This window comes from Streptomyces sp. NPDC051173 (assembly GCF_040689515.1).
In the GTDB taxonomy this organism is placed as follows: Bacteria; Actinomycetota; Actinomycetes; order Streptomycetales; family Streptomycetaceae; genus Streptomyces.
Genome location: NZ_JBFBBD010000034.1, coordinates 40,900 through 57,990 on the forward strand (window position 1 = coordinate 40,900; position 17,091 = coordinate 57,990).

A 17,091-nucleotide genomic window follows, 5' to 3' on the forward strand; every position below is an offset into this window, starting at 1 on the left:
GTACCGGAGCCGGACCGGGCGGTCCGGGGCAGCCACGGCCCTCCGGCCGCAGTGGGCAGGAGCCGCAGCGGGCGGGAAAAGGAAAAGGCAAGGAGGTGGAACCTCTCCTTGCCACTCTCAAGGTATAGCGCACAGGGGGGCTTGCCGCAAGGCCCCGGTCGTGCCGCACAATCATCGACCGAAGCCAGGACCAGCGGAAACAGGGATTTCATGATTGACGTGATCATTGCCGGCGGTGGGCCGACCGGTCTGATGTTGGCCTGCGAGTTGCGGCTGCACGGCGTGCACGTGGTCGTGCTGGAGAAGCTGACCGAGCCGACGCAGGAGTCCCGCGGGCAGGGCCTGCACGCGCGCAGCGTCGAGATGATGGATCAGCGTGGTCTGCTGGACCGGTTCCTCGCGACCAGCGAGAAGTTCAGCGTCGGCGGTCTCTTCGGCGGCATCATGAAGCCGTGGCCGGACCGGCTGGACACCGCGCACCCGTACGGCGTCGCCGTCCCGCAGCCGGTCACCGAGCGGCTGCTCGACGAGCGTGCCCTCGAACTCGGCGCCGAGATCCGGCGCGGCCGCGAAGTGATCGGGCTGAGCCAGGACGAGGACGGGGTGACCGTCGAGCTGGCGGGCGCCCCCGCCGACGAGGGTGCGGCGGGCGGGGGAGACACGCGCCTGCGCTCGCGCTACCTCGTCGGGTGCGACGGCGGCCGCAGTACGGTGCGCAAGCTGCTCGGCGTCGGATTCCCCGGCGAGCCCAGCAAGGTCGAGACGCTGTTGGGCGTCATGGAGATGACCGAGGACGCGGCGACGATCGCCGCCGTCGTCGCGGAAGTCAACAAGACCCAACGGCGGTTCGGCGCCCTGCCCCTCGGCGACGGGACGTACCGCGCCATCGTGCCCGCCGAAGGCGTGGTCGAGGACCGCACGGCCCCGACCACCCTTGAGGAGTTCAAGCAGCAGCTGCGCGCCTTCGCGGGCACCGACTTCGGCGCGCACTCGCCGCGCTGGCTGTCCCGGTTCGGCGACGCCTCCCGGCAGGCCGAGCGCTACCGGGCCGGCCGGGTGCTGCTGGCCGGCGACGCGGCGCACATCCACCCGCCGACCGGCGGGCAGGGGCTCAACCTCGGCGTGCAGGACGCGTTCAACCTCGGCTGGAAGCTGGCCGCCGAGATCGACGGCTGGGCGCCGGAGGGGCTGCTGGACAGCTATCACGCGGAACGGCACCCGGTGGGCGCCGCCGTGCTGGACAACACCCGTGCGCAGATCACGCTGATGGGAGCCGAGGCGGGACCGACCGCGCTGCGGGAGCTGTTCTCGAAGCTGATGGACTTCGAGGAGGTGAACCGGTACGTGACCGAGATGATCACCGCGGTCGGGGTCCGCTACGACTTCGGCGTGGGCCGGTGAAGACCAGCAGGATCTGCTCGGCCAACTGCCGAGGTGGTTCGGCACCGCCGCCGGCTGAGCGCACGGGCGGCTCGTTCCGAGCCGGGCCGACGGGGTCGTTATCGTGCTTCCGTGACTGGTTACACGCAGCGCCCCCTGTTGTTTCTCGACGTCGACGGCCCACTCATCCCGTTCGGCGCGGCTCCCGAGGAGTACCCGACCTATCCGACCTGTGCGACAGGTCGTGAATCGCTCGACGCTGCCGCGAACCCGCTGCTGACCAGGATCGATCCCGAACACGGGCGGCGGTTGGCGGAGCTTCCGTGCGAGGTGGTGTGGGCCACGACATGGATGGCCGACGCGAACGAGTGCATCGCCCCACGCCTCGGTCTGCCGCAGCTCGCCGTGGTGGCCTGGCCGGAGCCGTCCGACACCGACGACCTGGACGAACGGAACGGTCTGCACTGGAAGACCCGCGCCCTTGTCGCATGGGCGGCGGGCCGCCCGTTCGCCTGGGTCGACGACGAGATCACCGACACGGACCGGACATGGGTCGCCACCCATCACCAGGGACACGCCCTTCTCCACCGCGTCGATCCCCGCCGTGGCCTGACCGACGACGACTATGCCGTCCTCAAGTCGTGGCTGCGGCGGCCGGCCTCGCCCGGGCACGTTTAGGGGGCAATCGAACCGGCATGATGTGCGGATGGACGAGGTGAACATAAGCGACGACGACCGCCGACTTCTCGGAGTCTGGGCTGCCGATTGCGTCGAGCGCGTGCTCCCGCTGTTCGAGACGAAGGCTCCCTGCGACACCCGCCCTCGCGAGGCGATCGAGGGCATCCGGACCTTCGTGCGCGAGGGGAGACGGACAGCGCGACTCCGTTCCCTCGCCTGGGCGGCGCACAAAGCCGCACGCGAAGTGGGCGATCCGGCAGCCGCGGCCGCCGCCCGCGCCGCGTGCTACGCGGCGGCGACCCCGTACATCCACCCACTGGCCACCTCTCACCAGTCCAAGCACATCCTTGGCCCCGCGGTCTACGCGGCGCGCGCTCGTGAGATCGCGGCGGGCGATGACACCGGCGTCGGTGACGAGGAGATCTATCGGGCGATCGAGCACGCACCGCCGGAAGTGCGCGAGCTGCTGCGTCGGATGCCGCCGCGCAGCGCGGGTCGTAGCCGGCTGGACTCGCTCCACCACGAGCTCGACGCGGCCCTTCGCAGCTGATCGGTGAGCCCAGCCGGGGAGCACGCCGAGCAGCTCACCGGTACTGTCGTCAGCCGACCCGTCTGGCCAGCACCTGTCCCGGCCAGGAATCGGAGAGGAAGCGGTCAGTAGGGGTGAAACCGTTGCGCTCGTAGAACGCGACCAGTTCGCCCCCGCCGCCCGCCCAGCAGTCGACCCGCAGCAGTTCCACGCCGGCCCGTCGGGTCTCCTCGGCGGCATGGGTAAGCAGTGCCGCCCCGATGCCCTTGCCGACGTACCGTCGGTCGGAGACCAGCAGCCGGACGTACCGCTCGGGTTCCCCGGCCGGGGCGATCGGCATCTGCGGGCTGGGGCCGGAGTCCAGCACCAGGGCTCCGACGGGTGTTCCGTCCCACTCCGCGACGTACGGCGAGTTCTCGGTCGTGTACCGCTCGACCCGCGTCACGCCACCGGGCTTCTGCGAATACGGTGTTGTGCCCCACTGCTCGGTGTTGCCGTGTGCGTTCATCCAGGCCACCGCGGAGTCGAGCATGCTCAGAATGGCCGGTGCGTCGGCCGGGCCGCCTGGTCTGATACGTATGTCACCCACGGAGGACCAGCCACTCCTGAAGTTCGACAAGATTTCCCTCCGGATCCTTGAGGTGGGCGACGCGCATGCGATCCGTCATCGGGGCAGGGCCATGGACGAACACGGCTCCCCGCGCGGCAAACTCCTCGCAGCAGCGGTCGATGTCGTCAACCCGCAGGGCGACGAGAGAGCGGTGGCCGTGCGGCTCGGCGTCGAGTTCGCCCAGAACCCGGGCCAGCTGCGCGCGGTCCTGCAAAGCGATGCCCGCCGTGCCGCCGTCGGGAGTGAACTTCGCGTACGGGCCGTCCTCCGCGTCGAACTGCGGCTTGAGTCCCAGTACATCCCGGTAGAAGCGGTAGCAGCCGGGGAAGTCCGTGACGAGAAGACGGACTTGGGAGAGTTCCATCGATGTCCCTTGGGGGCGGTGCGAGCGGCGATCTCAACGGCATGACGAGGGTGCCGAAGGCCAGGCGACGGACCTCGACGCCCTCGTCGCCGAACTTTAAATGATCTGCTCAGCGTTCTGAAGGGGCGATGAAGGGCACGGCAGTGGCGGGGTCGCGGCCCGCGGCGGCCAGGCGCATGACGAAGCCCGCCACTTCTTCGAGCTGCCGGGCCGCCGAGCACAGCGGGCGCGCCGGAGGCGTGGTCCACCGCGTTGGCGCGGTCGGTCACGGCTGGGCGCCGGCCTCGCAGACGGCCCGCTGCTCGCTCTTGGCGAGTGGACGCTCGCGCACGCGGAGCAGTTTCTCGATGCTCAGGGGCGCCACAGCGCCGGTCAGGGGCAACCGGGAAGAAATACGGAACACTTCACCGGATGATCGTGATGCAGCCTGTCCTGGAGGCCCGTACCCCCGATGGCTTCGACCTATGGCCCGTCGCCGAGATCGAGCCGTTCAGCCACCTGCCGCTCAGCGGCGAGCTCACCCCCGCCGAGGTCGGAACGGCGGTGATGAGCATCGCGGGCTGCAATGACATCGACCCCGAGGAGGGTGAGCGGCCGCCACGGCCCGCCGACCCGCTCGGATTCTTCCTGCACGGACTGCTGACCTTCGACGACCTCTTCGCGGCGGGCGGCATGCGGGTCACGGACACCTCCGGTGGTGCCACCTTCCTGCCCGGCTGCTGCAACGGGCTGGAGGAGTGGCGGGACTGGGGCGAGGTCGTCGACGGCAGTGGCTGGGCTTCCTTCGGTCACGACCCCGCCCCGCTCGCCGAGCGATTCGGCGACACCGTCCGGCTGACCGTCGACGCGGAGCAGAGCGACAGTCCTGTGATCGAGCTGCCCGTCACCGAGCTCCGCCGCTTGCTCGACGGTGCCGAGGACGACCTGGCCAACTTCCTCGCGCTGGCCGCCGACTGGGCCGCCCACTGGCTGCCCGGCCGCTTTGCGCCTGTCACCGCCGCCCTCGCTCGGGCCCTCGCCCTGTCCCCGCCGGCCGTACTGCCGACGCCGTAGGTCAGGCCGCAGCGGCAGGAGAGTGGAAATAGTGGCCCTTGTCGAGGTCTTCGAGGAGGCCGGGATGTGTCGGCTTCCAGTCCAGCAGTTCGCGGGTCAGGGTGCTTGACACCGGGGCGTCGACACCGAGGAAGGAACCCAGCCAGGCGAAGTGGTCGACCGCGGCCTCAGGGGACACGGAGGCCACCGGCACGTCGAGGTGACGGCCGATCACCTCGGCGATGTCGCGGATCGCGACGCCCTCCTCCGCGGCTCCGTGCAGCACCGATCCGGCGGGTGCCTTCTCCACCGCCAGGCGGAACAGCCGTGCGGCGTCGAGGCGGTGGGCGGCCGACCAGCGGTTGGTGCCGTCGCCGATGTAGCCGGACACGCCCTTGGCCCTGGCGATGGATACCAGGGTCGCCATGAAGCCATGGTCCCCTTCGCCGTGGCAGGTCGGAGACAGCCGTACCACGGACGAGCGCACGCCACGCGAGGCGAGTGCCAGCGCGGCCTCGGCGGTGGTCGACCGCATCGAGACCGGGGAGCCGTCCACCGCGGGAGTGTCCCGCTCGGTCGCCGGATGTCCCGGCTTGAGGCCGACGACCCCGGAGGCGAGGACGAAGGGGCGATCGGTGCCGGCGAGCGCGTCGCCGAAGGTGTCGACGGCGCGGCGGTCGGCCTCGACGGCGCCCTGGAAGTCGCCGGAGAAGGCGATGTCGTGCTTGAAGGCGAGGTGGATCACGCCGTCCGACGCGGCGGCCGCGTCCCGCAGGACGCCGAGGTCGTCGATGCTGCCGCGGACGACCTCCGCCCCGGCCGTGGTGAGCGCGGCGGCGGAGGCGTCGGAACGTGCGAGCCCGACCACCTGGTGCCCCGCGTCGATGAGCTCGGGAACGAGGGCGGAGCCGATCCAGCCGGAAGCGCCGGTCACGAAGATGCGCATGGGAGAACCCCAAACTGTTGATGTCAGTTCCTGTCATCAACGCTACACCCGATGTCAGGCTCTGTCATCACGTAGAATCCGCGCATGGGACGATGGGAGCCGGACGCGCGCGGGCGCTTGGCGAAAGCGGCGTTGGAGCTCTACAGCGAGCGCGGGTACGAGCAGACCACCGTGGCGGAGATCGCCGGCCGGGCCGGGCTCACGGAACGGACTTTCTTCCGGCATTACGCCGACAAGCGCGAAGTGCTCTTCTCCGGCTCGGCCGAGATGCGGGAGGTGTTCGTACAGGGCGTCGCCGGTGCTCCGCGGTCGGCGACACCGGTCGACGCACTGGTGGCAGGGCTCGACGCGGTGTCCGGGATGTTCGCCGACCGCCGGGAGTTCGCGCGTGAGCGGCAGGCGGTGATCACGGCGACCACGGAACTCCGGGAGCGCGAGCTCATCAAGCTGGCTTCGATAGCGGCGGCGCTCACCGACGCCTTGCGCGGCCGCGGCATGGCCGAATCGGGGGCGAGCCTGCTCGCCGAGGCGGGGGTCGCCGTCTTCAAGGTCGGCTTCGAACGCTGGGTCGCGGCGGGCGAGGAACGCGAGCTGTCGCAGCTGACGCGGGAATCGCTGGCCGAGCTCAAGGCTGTGACCGCAGGCGGCCGGATAGGCTGACTGGTGCGTCCCACGATCGGTTCGCGCGCCTCCGACCCAGTCGCCGACGGAACCCCGTAGAGTCACATAACCGCAGGTCAGAGGCGTTTTCCAGAGGCCGCTGATACCCTGCTCCCATGACCCCCGAAGAGCTCGCCACCCTCCGGCACCTGCGCCGGGCGCGGGATCTCATCGACCGGGAGTACGCGCAGCCGCTCGACGTGCCGACGATCGCCCGGCACGCGCTCATGTCTCCCGCGCACTTCTCGCGGCAGTTCCGGGCGGCCTACGGCGAGACGCCGTACAGCTATCTCATGACCCGCCGCATCGAGCGGGCGATGGCCCTGTTGCGCGCGGGTGTGAGCGTCACCGACGCGTGCATGGCGGTCGGCTGTACGTCGCTCGGCTCGTTCAGCTCGCGGTTCGCCGAAATCGTGGGGGAGACGCCGAGCGCCTACGGCACGCGGGAGCACCCCGCGGTGACGGCGATGCCCGCGTGCGTGGCGAAGGTGAACACCAGACCGACCAGGAACAAGCCGAGCAGGATCGGAGAAGCGGCCAGGGAAAGCGCCGCCTAACGTTGGCGACATGACCATCGCACTCCAGTACTGCCACATCACCGTCAACGACCCGGACGAGTCGCTCGGCTTCTACCGCGACGCCCTCGGCCTCGAAGTGCGCAACGACGTCGCCTCCGGCGGATTCCGCTGGGTCACCCTCGGCAGCCCCGACCAGCCGGGCCTCGAGATCGTGCTCTCCGAGCCGCACGCCGGCCGGCCCCAGGCCGACGGGGACGCTCTGCAGGAGCTGCTCACCAAGGGTGTCCTGCCGAACATCGTCTTCCGCACCGACGACCTCGACGCGACCTTCGAGAAGGTACGGGCATCGGGCGCCGAGGTGCTCCAGGAGCCCATGGACCAGCCCTGGGGCCCGCGTGACTGCGCCTTCCGCGACCCCTCGGGCACCATGGTGCGGATCTCGCAGGCGCCCGCGGCGTAGCCGCCTGCCCGGCGGACCGCTGCCGGGCTGGGGTCGTCTGCTGCCTGCGGCGGGGCGCCCTTCGGGCGTGTCCTCAATCTCCCCCAGACTCCGTCCGGGGGTGCCCCCAGAGGTGCCCCCATGGGCTGAAATTGCGCACCCACATCAGCTAACTCAAGCCCGTCCGGCGTTTGAGGACACCGCCGCGCAGCGGTGGTGTGGACGACAACCACCCGCACTCGATCACAAGATCCGCCGGACAGGCCCTCGGCTTCCGCCGCTCGCCCGTCCCACAGATGGAGAGACGATGAGCAAGGCCCCGAAGACGGACGCGCAGTCGCCCGCGCCGCACGTCGCCGACAGCCACGATCTGATCCGCGTGCACGGTGCGCGCGAGAACAACCTCAAGGACGTCAGCGTCGAGATCCCGAAGCGCCGTCTGACGGTGTTCACCGGCGTCTCCGGCTCGGGCAAGAGCTCGCTGGTGTTCGACACGATCGCCGCCGAGTCGCAGCGGCTGATCAACGAGACGTACAGCGCCTTCGTCCAGGGCTTCATGCCGACTCTCGCCCGGCCCGACGTCGACGTCCTCGACGGGCTGACCACCGTGATCACTGTCGACCAGCAGCGGATGGGCGCCGACCCCCGCTCCACGGCCGGCACCGCCACCGACGCCAACGCGATGCTGCGCATCCTCTTCAGCCGGCTCGGCGAACCGCACATCGGCCCGCCCAGCGCCTACGCCTTCAACGTCCCGTCGGTGCGGGCGGCCGGTGCGATGACCGTCGAGCGCGGGAACAGGAAGGCGGTCAAGGTGACCTACGACCGCACCGGCGGCATGTGCCCGCGCTGTGAGGGCCGCGGTGCTGTCTCCGACATCGACCTCACCCAGCTCTACGACGACTCCAAGTCGCTCGCGGAGGGCGCGCTTACGATCCCCGGCTACACGGCGGGCGGCTGGAACCACCGGCTCTACAGCGAGTCGGGCCTCGTCGACGCGGACAAGCCGATCCGCGACTACACCAAGCGGGAGCTGCAGAACTTCCTCCACCACGAGCCGGCCAGGATGAAGATCGCGGGCATCAACATGACCTACGAAGGTCTGATCCCGCGGATCCAGAAGTCGATGCTCTCCAAGGACAAGGAGGCGATGCAGCCGCACGTCAGGGCCTTCGTCGAGCGGGCGGTCACCTTCGCCACCTGCCCGGAGTGCGACGGCACCCGGCTCGGTGCGGGCGCCCGGGCGTCGAAGATCGAGCGGGTCAGCATCGCGGACGCCTGCGCGATGGAGATCAGGGACCTGGCCGCGTGGGTGCGCGGTCTCCAGGAGCCTTCGGTGGCACCGCTGTTGGAGAAACTGCGGCATACCTTCGACTCGTTCGTGGAGATCGGCCTCGGCTATCTCTCGCTCGACCGGCCCTCGGGCACACTGTCGGGCGGTGAGGCCCAGCGCGTCAAGATGATCGGCCACCTCGGTTCCTCGCTCACCGATGTCACCTATGTCTTCGACGAGCCCACCACGGGCCTGCACCCGCACGACATCCAGCGGATGAACGACCTGCTGCTGCGGCTGCGGGACAAGGGCAACACGGTGCTCGTCGTGGAGCACAAGCCGGAGATGATCGCGATCGCGGACCACGTCGTCGACCTCGGCCCCGGCGCCGGTACGGCGGGCGGCGGTGTCTGTTTCGAGGGTACGGTCGCGGGGCTGCGGTCCAGCGGCACCGTCACCGGCCGCCACTTCGACGACCGGGCCACTCTCAAGGAGACGGTGCGCGAGCCCACGGGCGCGCTGGAGATCCGCGGTGCCACGACACACAACCTGCGCGACGTCGACGTCGACATCCCGCTCGGTGTGCTGACCGTCGTCACGGGCGTCGCCGGTTCCGGCAAGAGCTCGCTCGTGCACGGGTCGGTCCCCGCCGGGGAGGGCGTGGTGTCGGTCGATCAGAGCCCCATCCGCGGCTCGCGGCGGAGCAACCCCGCGACGTACACCGGACTGCTCGACCCGATCCGCAAGGCGTTCGCGAAGGCCAACGGTGTGAAGCCGGCGCTGTTCAGCGCCAACTCCGAGGGTGCCTGCCCCACGTGCAAGGGTGTCGGTGTCATCTATACCGACCTGGCGATGATGGCCGGTGTCGCCACCACGTGCGAGGAGTGCGGCGGGAAGCGCTTCGACGCCTCGGTCCTCGAATACCACCTCGGCGGGCGGGACATCAGCGAGGTGCTCGCGATGCCGGTGACCGAGGCCGAGGAGTTCTTCGGCGCCGGCGAGGCGCGCACGCCGGCCGCGCACAAGATCCTCGAACGGCTCGCCGACGTCGGCCTCGGCTACCTCACCCTCGGCCAGCCGCTCACCACACTGTCCGGCGGTGAGCGGCAACGGCTCAAGCTGGCCACGCACATGGCCGACAAGGGTGGCGTCTATGTCCTCGACGAGCCGACCGCCGGCCTCCACCTCGCCGACGTCGAGCAACTGCTCGGTCTGCTCGACCGGCTCGTCGACTCAGGCAAGTCGGTCATCGTGGTCGAGCACCATCAGGCGGTCATGGCGCACGCCGACTGGATCGTCGACCTCGGTCCCGGCGCGGGTCACGACGGTGGCCGGATCGTCTTCGAGGGCACCCCGGCGGACCTCGTCGCGGCTCGCCCCACTCTCACCGGCGAGCATCTGGCGGCGTATGTCGGAGCCTGACTCTGAAGTGCGGAGCCGTCTCACTTCCTCGTCCTACGGGATCAGGCGAAACCTGTGGCCACATCGGCGATGCGTGCCAGCCGTGTGACCACATCGGCGGGCAACCGCGCCGACCGCAGGGCATCGAGGGCTTCGCGGCGGCGGTTCGCGATCATCCGGCCGACCTCGTACCGGGCGCCGGTCGCCGTGAGGATCTCCCGTACGCGCAGGGCGTCCTCCTCCGTGATGTCACTCTTGCCGACCACGGCGCGCAGCACGCCACGCTCGCCAGGGGTGGCGCGCTGCCAGGCCAGCGCGAGGAGCACGGTGTGCCGCCCTTCCCGCAGGTCGTCGAGGACAGGCTTGCCGGTGGCGGCCGGGTCGCCGAAGACACCCAGGAGGTCGTCGCACAGCTGGAACGCCTCACCCAGTGGACGTGCGAAGGCGGACAGCGCTTCGAGCAGGTCGCCGGAGGCCCCGGCCAGCGTCGCACCGACCTGAAGAGGGTGTTCGCAGGTGTAGCTGCCGGTTTTGCAGCGGGCGACGTGCAGAGCCGTGTTGATCTCGGGCACCGGGCCGGTGGCGGTGATGTCGAGATACTGCCCGTGCAGGACCCGCTCCCGCATGCCGGCGACCAGCGGCAGAATACGTAAGAGCTGATCAGGGGTAAGACCGGCGGTGTGGAGCAACTCGTCCGACCAGGCCAGGGCGAGGTTGCCGGTCAGGATCGCCGCACTGGCCCCCACGTGCCCGGCATCGGTCGCGCTCCGAGCGGCTCCGTGGCGGTCGGCCAGGAGCCGATGGAGGGCCGGGCGGCCGCGGCGGGTGGCCGAACGGTCCATGAAGTCGTCGTGGATGAGGGCGAAGGCGTGGAAGAGCTCAAGTGAGGCCGCTGCCCGCACCACCGGGGCCGGCGCCGGTCCGCCGCCGGCCGCGGCGCTCCAGGCGGCCACACACAGCTCGGGCCTGACGCGTCTGCCGCCACTGACACAGACGAAGTCGCGCAACGCCTGGGTGACCTCGACGGACAGGCACCGCTCCTCGGCGTCGAGAATCTTGGACGCCAGGAAGTCGCTCAGACAGGCATCGACTCTTCCTCCGCTCGCAGCCGTGCCCTGAGAGGAGCTTGTGGCCAGGACTTCGTTCACCGATCGGTCCACCTCTCGACGGGGGTGTCCGTGCAGCTACCGAGCGCCGTCCGAACGAGCGTCCTCAGCATCTGCCAGACAGGCGTGCCCGGCCAGGGTCCTTTGAGCCAGTCGGGATGATGAGACCGCACTGTTCCGGTGTCGCGCCGCCCCGCGCCTGACGCCGTGGCAACCGGCCACCGGGGACCGTCGCGTGGCAGGGTGTGGAGTCATGTGCGGCCGATACGTCTCCACCCGCAGCCCGCAGGATCTGGCCGGGCTGTTCCAGGTCACCCGCTGGGATCCGCGGGAAACCCTCGCGCCGAGCTGGAACGTGGCCCCCACCGATCAGGTGTGGTCGGTGCTGGACCGTCCCGACCGCGCGACGGGTGAGGTGGTGCGGCAACTGAGGCAGCTGCGGTGGGGGCTGGTGCCGTCGTGGGCGAAGAGCGTGGACGTGGGGGCGAAGATGATCAACGCTCGGGTGGAGACCGTCACGGAGAAACCCGCCTATCGCCGGGCGTTCGCCAAGCGCCGCTGCCTGCTGCCCGCGGACGGCTTCTACGAGTGGCGGACGGTCTCGGCCATCGGCACCGCCAAGGCGTACAAGCAGCCCTACTTCATCAGCCCCCAGGACGGCCGGACGATGGCGATGGCGATGGCAGGACTGTACGAATTCTGGCGCGACCCCGCGGTGACGGCGGACGACGACCAGGCGGCCTGGTGGACGACCTGCACGATCATCACCACCGAGGCCACCGACGCGGCCGGACGGATCCACCCGCGCATGCCGCTGGCCGTCGCCCCGGCCGACTGGGACAGCTGGCTCGACCCCGCGCATCAGGACCCGGACGAACTCCGCCCCCTGCTGACCGCCCCCGCCGACGGCCACCTCGATGCCCGCGCGGTGTCCACGGCCGTCAACAGCGTGCGCAACAACGGCCCGCACCTCCTGGACGACGCCGCTGACGACCAGCCCGGTGCCTGAGCCATCGGTGGTGATGGCCGGAGGGGCATTCTCGTACGGTGCTGTCGGGGTTTTAGCGTCTCCCGGTGGTACGGCCCGTAGGCCGCCATCGGGAGCTCGTCCTGGGAGCGGCTGTCGCCCGACCGTGTCCGAAACTTTTCGGTCACATTGCGGGCCCCGGCCTGCTGAAAACGGAACCCGCCCCCGGTCCGCGGCCCCGAGCAGGTGAGCTGTGCGGCGTGCAACGCCCTTGTTGCAAATGGTGATTGCTGTCGGAGGCAACTGAGGCTGGCCGATTCGCCCCCGCGGGGGTCGACGCGTCACGAGTGGTCTCCCTAGCTTGCTGGTGGCCGGATCGCAGCGTGAGGGTCCGGCAACGGAAGTGCACGGCAGTCACCTCAAGGGGGACCATGCGTAAGGTGAATGCACGTCGGTACGCCGTCGCCTCGGCGGCCCTCGGCCTCGCGGCCGGGCTGTTCGCAGCGGCACCGGCGTCCGCGATGACAGCAGCGCCCACCGCCCAGGGCTCGTCCGGGGACGTGGAGTTCTCCGTCTTCGACAACGGGTCCGGGATTCCGAGAGATTCCTCGTTCCGGCTGGCCGATCTCGACCGGCACGGGATCCCCGAATCCGCGGTGAAGCAGCTCGGCGCCGGGAAGACACCCCGCACCGCCGCGACGGACAGCGCGACGCTCCGCGGCCCCGACGACTTGGTGGGGCAGTGGAAGGACCGTGACGGCTGGACCGTCTACATGCGGCAGGGGTACTACGACCCCTCCAAGGACAAGGGCTTCGGGCTCACCAAGATAGAGCAGAAGCACAACCTCACCATGAAGGCCGTCCAGGCCACCACGCAGTACCCGCGCCCGGGAGCCGCCGGAAAGCAGAAGTTCGCCGGGTATCCGGACACCTGGAACTACTTCACCGACGTGCTGCACGTGAAGTGCAGCGGCTGGTGGATCTTCAAGACCTGTCGCGTCGACAAGGTCCAGGCCGTCCGCGCGGGAGTAGACTTCAGCGCCAAAATCCCGATGCTGCCCAAGGGCGTCATCACCGCCTACTGCGAGGGTGTGCAGGGGCGTTGCCCCGACTGGGTCAAGAACGCCATCAACATCTGATCCGCCCCGTGTCAGGAGGGTCCACCCGATGAGCCGACACCCCGTCCGGCCGTCCCGCACACTGCCTGCGGCCGAGTGGTGGGCGCCGTTGCTCGTCGACCTGGGTGCCGTTCAGCGCGGGAGCGCCGAACTCGGCCTGTGCGTCCGGAACATCGACCTCACCTCCGGCCGCGCACAGGTGACCGTGCAATGGCCCGGTGCCACCACCACCCTCCTGCCCGACCCCGAGGCCGGCCGCGACGCGCTCCTGCAGTCGATCGCCGCGGCCGGCCCCGCCCGGCTCACCGACGACGAGCCGGCGGACCCCACGACCTCACCGCTCACCGCCCACGGCTGGCTGCTCGACGAACTCGGGCGGCGGAGCGACGCCTGGTACGCCTACCTCGCCGAACCGGTCGAGCTGCTCCGAGTGGAGACCGACGGCGACCGGAACACGGACGTCGCCGTGGGGCGCACCTCGCGCGGCGACGTGGTGGAGGTTCGCGTCCCCCTGGCCGGGCTGGGGGCCGACGGCATGGACGCCGGTCTCACCTACACCATCGTCGAGCGCGCTGTGACCGTCGCGGCGCACGACCTCCGGCCGACCGGCCCGGTGCGGGGCCGGCCCACCTTCTCCACGGGCCTTCCGGGCGACGACCTGGGCTAGAACAGGCTGGGCCGTCCGCTGCAACAGCCGAGCTGTCCACGGATCCACGACCGGTGCCGTGCCGAGGTCCGGCCCTGGTACCGAGAGGGCCGCCGGGCCCGGCGACCCGATGCCGCCACGGGTGATTGACTACGCCGCATGGATCTCGCGCGAATGTCCCCTGTACGCACGGACGAGCTCGCAAGCCGTGCCGGCCGGTGTTCCCTCACCCGACGGGCCGGTCGGCCATGAGTGCCGGGGACGCGCCTCCTTTCGACCCCGAACTGAAGGCGGTGCTGACAGCCTTGGGGCCCGCCGTGAAGGAGCCGGTCACCCCCGAGAACCTCGCGGCCTGGCAGGAGCAGGATGCCGCGACCCGGCCCAGGCCGACGCTCCGGGACCTCCGAGCCGACGGGCGCTTCGAGGCGGACGAGCTACGCGTGCCGGGCGCGCCGGGTGAGCCGGACGTCACCCTCGTGAGCGCGCGGCCCGCCGGGACGGCCGGGCCGTTGCCGCTGCTCTACTACATGCACGGCGGCGGAATGATCATGGGCAACGCGTGGTCCGTGCTCCCGCAACTGCTGCGACAGTGGGCCCTCCCGCTGGGACTGGCCGTCATCTCCGTCGAATACCGGCTGGCACCCGAGACGCGCTACCCCGGTCCGCTGGAGGACTGCTACGCCGGACTCGTCCGGGCAGCCGCGCACGCGGGCGAACTGGGCATCGACCCCGACCGCATCATCATCGGCGGAAAGAGCGCCGGCGGCGGGCTCGCCGCCGCCCTCGCCCTGCTCACCCGTGACCGGGGCGGCCCCACTCCGATCGGGCAGCTGCTCCTGTGCCCGATGCTCGACGACCGCGACAACACCTTCTCCAGCCACCAGATGGCCGGCGTCGACACCTGGGACCGGACGTCCAACACCACCGCGTGGCAGGCGCTGCTGGGTGACCGGTACGGCGCCGCGGACCTGCCGCCCTACGCGGCTCCGGCCCGCGCCACGGACCTGTCCAGGTTGCCTCCCGCCTACATCGAGGTCGGGTCGGCCGAGACGCTCAGGGACGAGGGCGTCGCCTACGCCGACGCGATCTGGCAGGCCGGCGGCCAGGCCGAACTCCACGTGTGGCCCGGGGCCTTCCACGGATTCGACACCTTCGCCCCGCAAGCGGCCCTCAGCCAGGACGCCCGCGATGCCCGCACCCGCTGGCTTCGCCGCGTCCTCACACGGCCCGATGCCGGATAGGCCAGGGCCCACGTCCAGCCGATCCGCCGCGGACCGGAGCCCTCAGCGGGCCGCGACCTGCCGCTCGCGGCGCCGCCACGCGCTGTACAGCTCCCCGTAGTACGGCGAGTCCTCGCCGATGCCCTCGTAGGAGCACAGCACTTCGTCGGCACGCGGATCGTCACTCATGGCCAGCCAGCCTGCCGCCGTGACCCGTACGTCCTCCTCGTCATCGCTCAGGCATCCGGCCAGTGCGTCCAGGCGGAGGGTGCCGTACGGGATGTGAGCCACGGTCACGTCCGGGTAGCCGACGGGGACGGCGCCCAGTGCCGTGCAGGCGGCGCGGCGGACCGCGGGGACGTCGTCCCGCGCGCGTTCCACGACGGCCGTCACGGCCTCCTTGTTCCCGGAGTTCATCGGGAACGGGAGCCCCTGAACCGCCAGTTCTCGAACCCGGCCGTCGGGGTGGCGCGTCAGCGCGGTCAGCGGCGCCACGGCGCGGGGATCCATCGAACTCGCCAGACCATCGGTGAGAACCCGCAGCACACGTGGGTCCTCCTCCCGTTCCGCCCATGGCAGGAAGAGGTCCGCGAGCGGAGTGTCGAACGGGAAGTCTTCGCTCTCGTCGAAGAGGTCGACGCAGTGCAGCACGTCGGCCCCGAAGTACCGCTCCAGGGGGTCCGGGCTGACGGCGAGCGCGGCCGCGGCGTTCCAGGCCGTGTCCAGGTTCGCGGGGGTGCGCAGTTGTCGCTGCGACAGCACGGATGTCGTCTCGAACCACACCACGTGATCGACGTCCGGCTCGGCCAGGGCACGACGCTTCAGCACGTCGAAGGACTGCGCGAGCCCGTACGCGGACTCCAGGCGGGTGAGGATCGCCGCGTGGCCCGTACGGACGGTCAGGCCACCGAGGGACACCTCATGCGACAGCCACCCGCCGTCATGCCGCACGACCGTGTGCTCCGCAGGACCTGCTGTCCCGGATCTGCGACGCAGTTCGGCCTCGACGCCCGCCTCGCACCAGCGCCGCGCGATCTCCAGGGCCCGCTGTCCCTCTGTCCCCGCACCCGGCCCCGGCGGAGTCGGCCCGTCCGTGACGAGCTCGTAGTCGCCCCGGTCGACTGCGAGCAGCAGAGGCGACTGAGCAGGGTCATCCCATGGTTCTTCGGTCATATAGGGACAGCCTAATACTTCGGTCGCCGTGTGCTGCCGCCACTGGAAGCCGTCCGGAACGCCCACCGGCCGTGGGCGGGCCGAGCGGGATGTGCCGCCGGGCGCAGGGAATTCGCGGTCTGCCCAAGGCGGTTGTGATCTTGACGAAGGAGGATCGATGACCATTCTGATCACCACGCCGAACGGCACGGTGGGCCGTCATCTGACCGAGGCGCTGCGCGAACGGGACGACGTGCGTTACCTCGTACGATCCGCGGCCGCCGCCGAGGCGCTCGGCGAGGTCGCCGGTGAGGTCGTCCGGGGGGACGCATCCGACACGGCGGACGTCCGGAAGGCGCTGGCCGGTGTCGACCGGCTCTATCTGGCTCATCCCTTCGGTGAGCAACAGATCGCCGCGGAGGGCAACTTCGCCCTCTCCGCCGCCGAGGCAGGCGTACGCCGGGTGGTCAAGCTCGGCGCCCGGTGCTTCACCGGCGACGGCTTCGTCCAGGACGCGGTCACCGGCGCCCATGAGGTGATCACCGGGCGCTTGCGCGACGCCGGTGTCCCCGAACTCACCGTGCTCAGCCCCGACCGCTTCCTCCAGAACTTCCTGCCGGCCGCCGCCGCGATCGCCGACGGCACCCTTGCCGATCCCGCCGGGCCCGGCGCCCGGGGCTACGTGGACGTACGCGACATCGCGGAGGTCGCGGCAGCCGAACTCCTCGCGGAGCGCCCGGTCGGCGGTGAGATCGAGATCAGCGGCCGCCGGGCGCTGACGCTGCCGGAACTCGCCGACCGCTTCGGTTCCGCGCTCGGCAGACCGGTGCGACACGTGGACGTTCCGCTCGACGACGCCTGGCGCGCGGGGCTGACGGAACGCGGGGTCACCCCGTGGGTCATCGACGGCTTGCACGGCCTGTACGCCAACTACCGGCACGAGGGGGTGGCGGGACTCGGCGACGGCGTCCAGCGGGTGCTGGGCCGACTCCCGCGCTCGGCCGAGGACTTCGCGTCGGAGGTACTTGTACGGGCGGCCCGTAGGTGACCTC

General features: G+C 70.6%; 18 protein-coding genes and 1 pseudogene. 13 read left to right on the top strand and 6 right to left on the bottom strand.

The window, feature by feature from the left end; translation table 11 throughout:
* The first annotated feature begins 210 nt into the window (after positions 1–210).
* The 3 genes and pseudogenes from AB0435_RS19265 to AB0435_RS19275 all read left to right on the top strand — a co-directional run bounded on the left by AB0435_RS19265 (position 211) and on the right by AB0435_RS19275 (position 2,608).
* Positions 211–1,459 (top strand): annotated as a pseudogene (locus tag AB0435_RS19265) (FAD-dependent monooxygenase).
* 53 nt (positions 1,460–1,512) lie between these two features.
* Complete coding sequence (locus tag AB0435_RS19270) at positions 1,513–2,058, top strand: HAD domain-containing protein (RefSeq protein WP_366427484.1); 546 nt, start codon at positions 1,513–1,515, stop codon at positions 2,056–2,058.
* A gap of 28 nt (positions 2,059–2,086) precedes the next feature.
* Positions 2,087–2,608 carry a putative immunity protein gene (locus AB0435_RS19275; RefSeq protein ID WP_366427485.1) on the top strand — a complete coding sequence of 174 codons (522 nt, stop codon included), beginning with the start codon at positions 2,087–2,089 and terminating at the stop codon, positions 2,606–2,608.
* A gap of 49 nt (positions 2,609–2,657) precedes the next feature.
* Here the strand turns inward: AB0435_RS19275 and AB0435_RS19280 are convergent, their stop codons facing one another.
* The 3 genes from AB0435_RS19280 to AB0435_RS19290 form a co-directional block, all read right to left on the bottom strand.
* On the bottom strand, positions 2,658–3,119 hold the full coding sequence (locus tag AB0435_RS19280) for a GNAT family N-acetyltransferase (RefSeq protein ID WP_366427503.1): 462 nt from the start codon (positions 3,117–3,119) through the stop codon (positions 2,658–2,660).
* Between the two features lie 49 nt (positions 3,120–3,168).
* Positions 3,169–3,561: a VOC family protein gene (locus AB0435_RS19285; protein WP_366427486.1), complete on the bottom strand. Its 393-nt coding sequence runs from the start codon at positions 3,559–3,561 to the stop codon at positions 3,169–3,171.
* Between the two features lie 265 nt (positions 3,562–3,826).
* Complete coding sequence (locus AB0435_RS19290; RefSeq protein WP_366003461.1) at positions 3,827–3,964, bottom strand: hypothetical protein; 138 nt, start codon at positions 3,962–3,964, stop codon at positions 3,827–3,829.
* 8 nt (positions 3,965–3,972) lie between these two features.
* On the opposite strand from AB0435_RS19290, the gene AB0435_RS19295 reads away from it, so the two are divergent.
* Entirely contained in the window at positions 3,973–4,614 is a 642-nt protein-coding gene (locus AB0435_RS19295; RefSeq protein WP_366003463.1) for a hypothetical protein, read from the top strand.
* A gap of 1 nt (position 4,615) precedes the next feature.
* Here AB0435_RS19295 and AB0435_RS19300 read toward each other — a convergent pair whose 3' ends face one another.
* A complete protein-coding gene (locus AB0435_RS19300) occupies positions 4,616–5,539 on the bottom strand; it encodes an SDR family oxidoreductase (protein WP_366427487.1) in 924 nt (307 codons plus the stop codon).
* Between the two features lie 84 nt (positions 5,540–5,623).
* On the opposite strand from AB0435_RS19300, the gene AB0435_RS19305 reads away from it, so the two are divergent.
* From AB0435_RS19305 to AB0435_RS19320, 4 genes are all read left to right on the top strand, one after another.
* Positions 5,624–6,199, top strand: coding sequence for a helix-turn-helix domain-containing protein (locus AB0435_RS19305; RefSeq protein WP_366427488.1), 576 nt, complete (start codon positions 5,624–5,626; stop codon positions 6,197–6,199).
* A gap of 116 nt (positions 6,200–6,315) precedes the next feature.
* Positions 6,316–6,756, top strand: a complete 441-nt coding sequence (locus AB0435_RS19310) for a helix-turn-helix transcriptional regulator (RefSeq protein ID WP_366003466.1) — start codon at positions 6,316–6,318, stop codon at positions 6,754–6,756.
* 10 nt (positions 6,757–6,766) lie between these two features.
* Positions 6,767–7,177 (top strand): VOC family protein, encoded by a 411-nt coding sequence (locus tag AB0435_RS19315; RefSeq protein ID WP_366003467.1) that lies wholly within the window; start codon positions 6,767–6,769, stop codon positions 7,175–7,177.
* A gap of 286 nt (positions 7,178–7,463) precedes the next feature.
* Positions 7,464–9,851, top strand: coding sequence for an excinuclease ABC subunit UvrA (locus tag AB0435_RS19320; RefSeq protein ID WP_366003468.1), 2,388 nt, complete (start codon positions 7,464–7,466; stop codon positions 9,849–9,851).
* Positions 9,852–9,892: 41 nt separating this feature from the next.
* Here the strand turns inward: AB0435_RS19320 and AB0435_RS19325 are convergent, their stop codons facing one another.
* Positions 9,893–10,978, bottom strand: coding sequence for a polyprenyl synthetase family protein (locus tag AB0435_RS19325; RefSeq protein WP_366427489.1), 1,086 nt, complete (start codon positions 10,976–10,978; stop codon positions 9,893–9,895).
* A gap of 211 nt (positions 10,979–11,189) precedes the next feature.
* Here AB0435_RS19325 and AB0435_RS19330 point away from each other — a divergent pair, with 211 nt between their 5' ends.
* The 4 genes from AB0435_RS19330 to AB0435_RS19345 all read left to right on the top strand — a co-directional run bounded on the left by AB0435_RS19330 (position 11,190) and on the right by AB0435_RS19345 (position 14,908).
* Entirely contained in the window at positions 11,190–11,945 is a 756-nt protein-coding gene (locus AB0435_RS19330) for an SOS response-associated peptidase (RefSeq protein WP_366427490.1), read from the top strand.
* Positions 11,946–12,343: 398 nt separating this feature from the next.
* Complete coding sequence (locus AB0435_RS19335) at positions 12,344–13,042, top strand: hypothetical protein (RefSeq protein WP_366003471.1); 699 nt, start codon at positions 12,344–12,346, stop codon at positions 13,040–13,042.
* Positions 13,043–13,070: 28 nt separating this feature from the next.
* Entirely contained in the window at positions 13,071–13,688 is a 618-nt protein-coding gene (locus AB0435_RS19340) for a hypothetical protein (protein ID WP_366003473.1), read from the top strand.
* A gap of 227 nt (positions 13,689–13,915) precedes the next feature.
* On the top strand, positions 13,916–14,908 hold the full coding sequence (locus AB0435_RS19345; RefSeq protein WP_366003475.1) for an alpha/beta hydrolase: 993 nt from the start codon (positions 13,916–13,918) through the stop codon (positions 14,906–14,908).
* A gap of 42 nt (positions 14,909–14,950) precedes the next feature.
* Here the strand turns inward: AB0435_RS19345 and AB0435_RS19350 are convergent, their stop codons facing one another.
* Positions 14,951–16,060: a HEAT repeat domain-containing protein gene (locus tag AB0435_RS19350; RefSeq protein WP_366427491.1), complete on the bottom strand. Its 1,110-nt coding sequence runs from the start codon at positions 16,058–16,060 to the stop codon at positions 14,951–14,953.
* Between the two features lie 157 nt (positions 16,061–16,217).
* Between AB0435_RS19350 and AB0435_RS19355 the strand changes: the two genes are divergently transcribed.
* Entirely contained in the window at positions 16,218–17,087 is an 870-nt protein-coding gene (locus AB0435_RS19355) for an NmrA family NAD(P)-binding protein (RefSeq protein ID WP_366427492.1), read from the top strand.
* The last annotated feature ends 4 nt before the right edge of the window (positions 17,088–17,091 follow it).

What these genes read in the sequence shown, in the direction of transcription:
- AB0435_RS19280 (WP_366427503.1), bottom strand. Translation starts at nt 3,119, where the DNA reads ATGCTCGACTCCGCGGTGGCCTGGATGAACGCACACGGCAACACCGAG.
- AB0435_RS19285 (WP_366427486.1), bottom strand. Translation starts at nt 3,561, where the DNA reads ATGGAACTCTCCCAAGTCCGTCTTCTCGTCACGGACTTCCCCGGCTGC.
- AB0435_RS19330 (WP_366427490.1), top strand. Translation starts at nt 11,190, where the DNA reads ATGTGCGGCCGATACGTCTCCACCCGCAGCCCGCAGGATCTGGCCGGG.
- AB0435_RS19310 (WP_366003466.1), top strand. Translation starts at nt 6,316, where the DNA reads ATGACCCCCGAAGAGCTCGCCACCCTCCGGCACCTGCGCCGGGCGCGG.
- AB0435_RS19315 (WP_366003467.1), top strand. Translation starts at nt 6,767, where the DNA reads ATGACCATCGCACTCCAGTACTGCCACATCACCGTCAACGACCCGGAC.
- AB0435_RS19350 (WP_366427491.1), bottom strand. Translation starts at nt 16,060, where the DNA reads ATGACCGAAGAACCATGGGATGACCCTGCTCAGTCGCCTCTGCTGCTC.
- AB0435_RS19295 (WP_366003463.1), top strand. Translation starts at nt 3,973, where the DNA reads ATGATCGTGATGCAGCCTGTCCTGGAGGCCCGTACCCCCGATGGCTTC.
- AB0435_RS19275 (WP_366427485.1), top strand. Translation starts at nt 2,087, where the DNA reads ATGGACGAGGTGAACATAAGCGACGACGACCGCCGACTTCTCGGAGTC.
- AB0435_RS19340 (WP_366003473.1), top strand. Translation starts at nt 13,071, where the DNA reads ATGAGCCGACACCCCGTCCGGCCGTCCCGCACACTGCCTGCGGCCGAG.
- AB0435_RS19320 (WP_366003468.1), top strand. Translation starts at nt 7,464, where the DNA reads ATGAGCAAGGCCCCGAAGACGGACGCGCAGTCGCCCGCGCCGCACGTC.
- AB0435_RS19305 (WP_366427488.1), top strand. Translation starts at nt 5,624, where the DNA reads ATGGGACGATGGGAGCCGGACGCGCGCGGGCGCTTGGCGAAAGCGGCG.
- AB0435_RS19345 (WP_366003475.1), top strand. Translation starts at nt 13,916, where the DNA reads ATGAGTGCCGGGGACGCGCCTCCTTTCGACCCCGAACTGAAGGCGGTG.
- AB0435_RS19300 (WP_366427487.1), bottom strand. Translation starts at nt 5,539, where the DNA reads ATGCGCATCTTCGTGACCGGCGCTTCCGGCTGGATCGGCTCCGCCCTC.
- AB0435_RS19355 (WP_366427492.1), top strand. Translation starts at nt 16,218, where the DNA reads ATGACCATTCTGATCACCACGCCGAACGGCACGGTGGGCCGTCATCTG.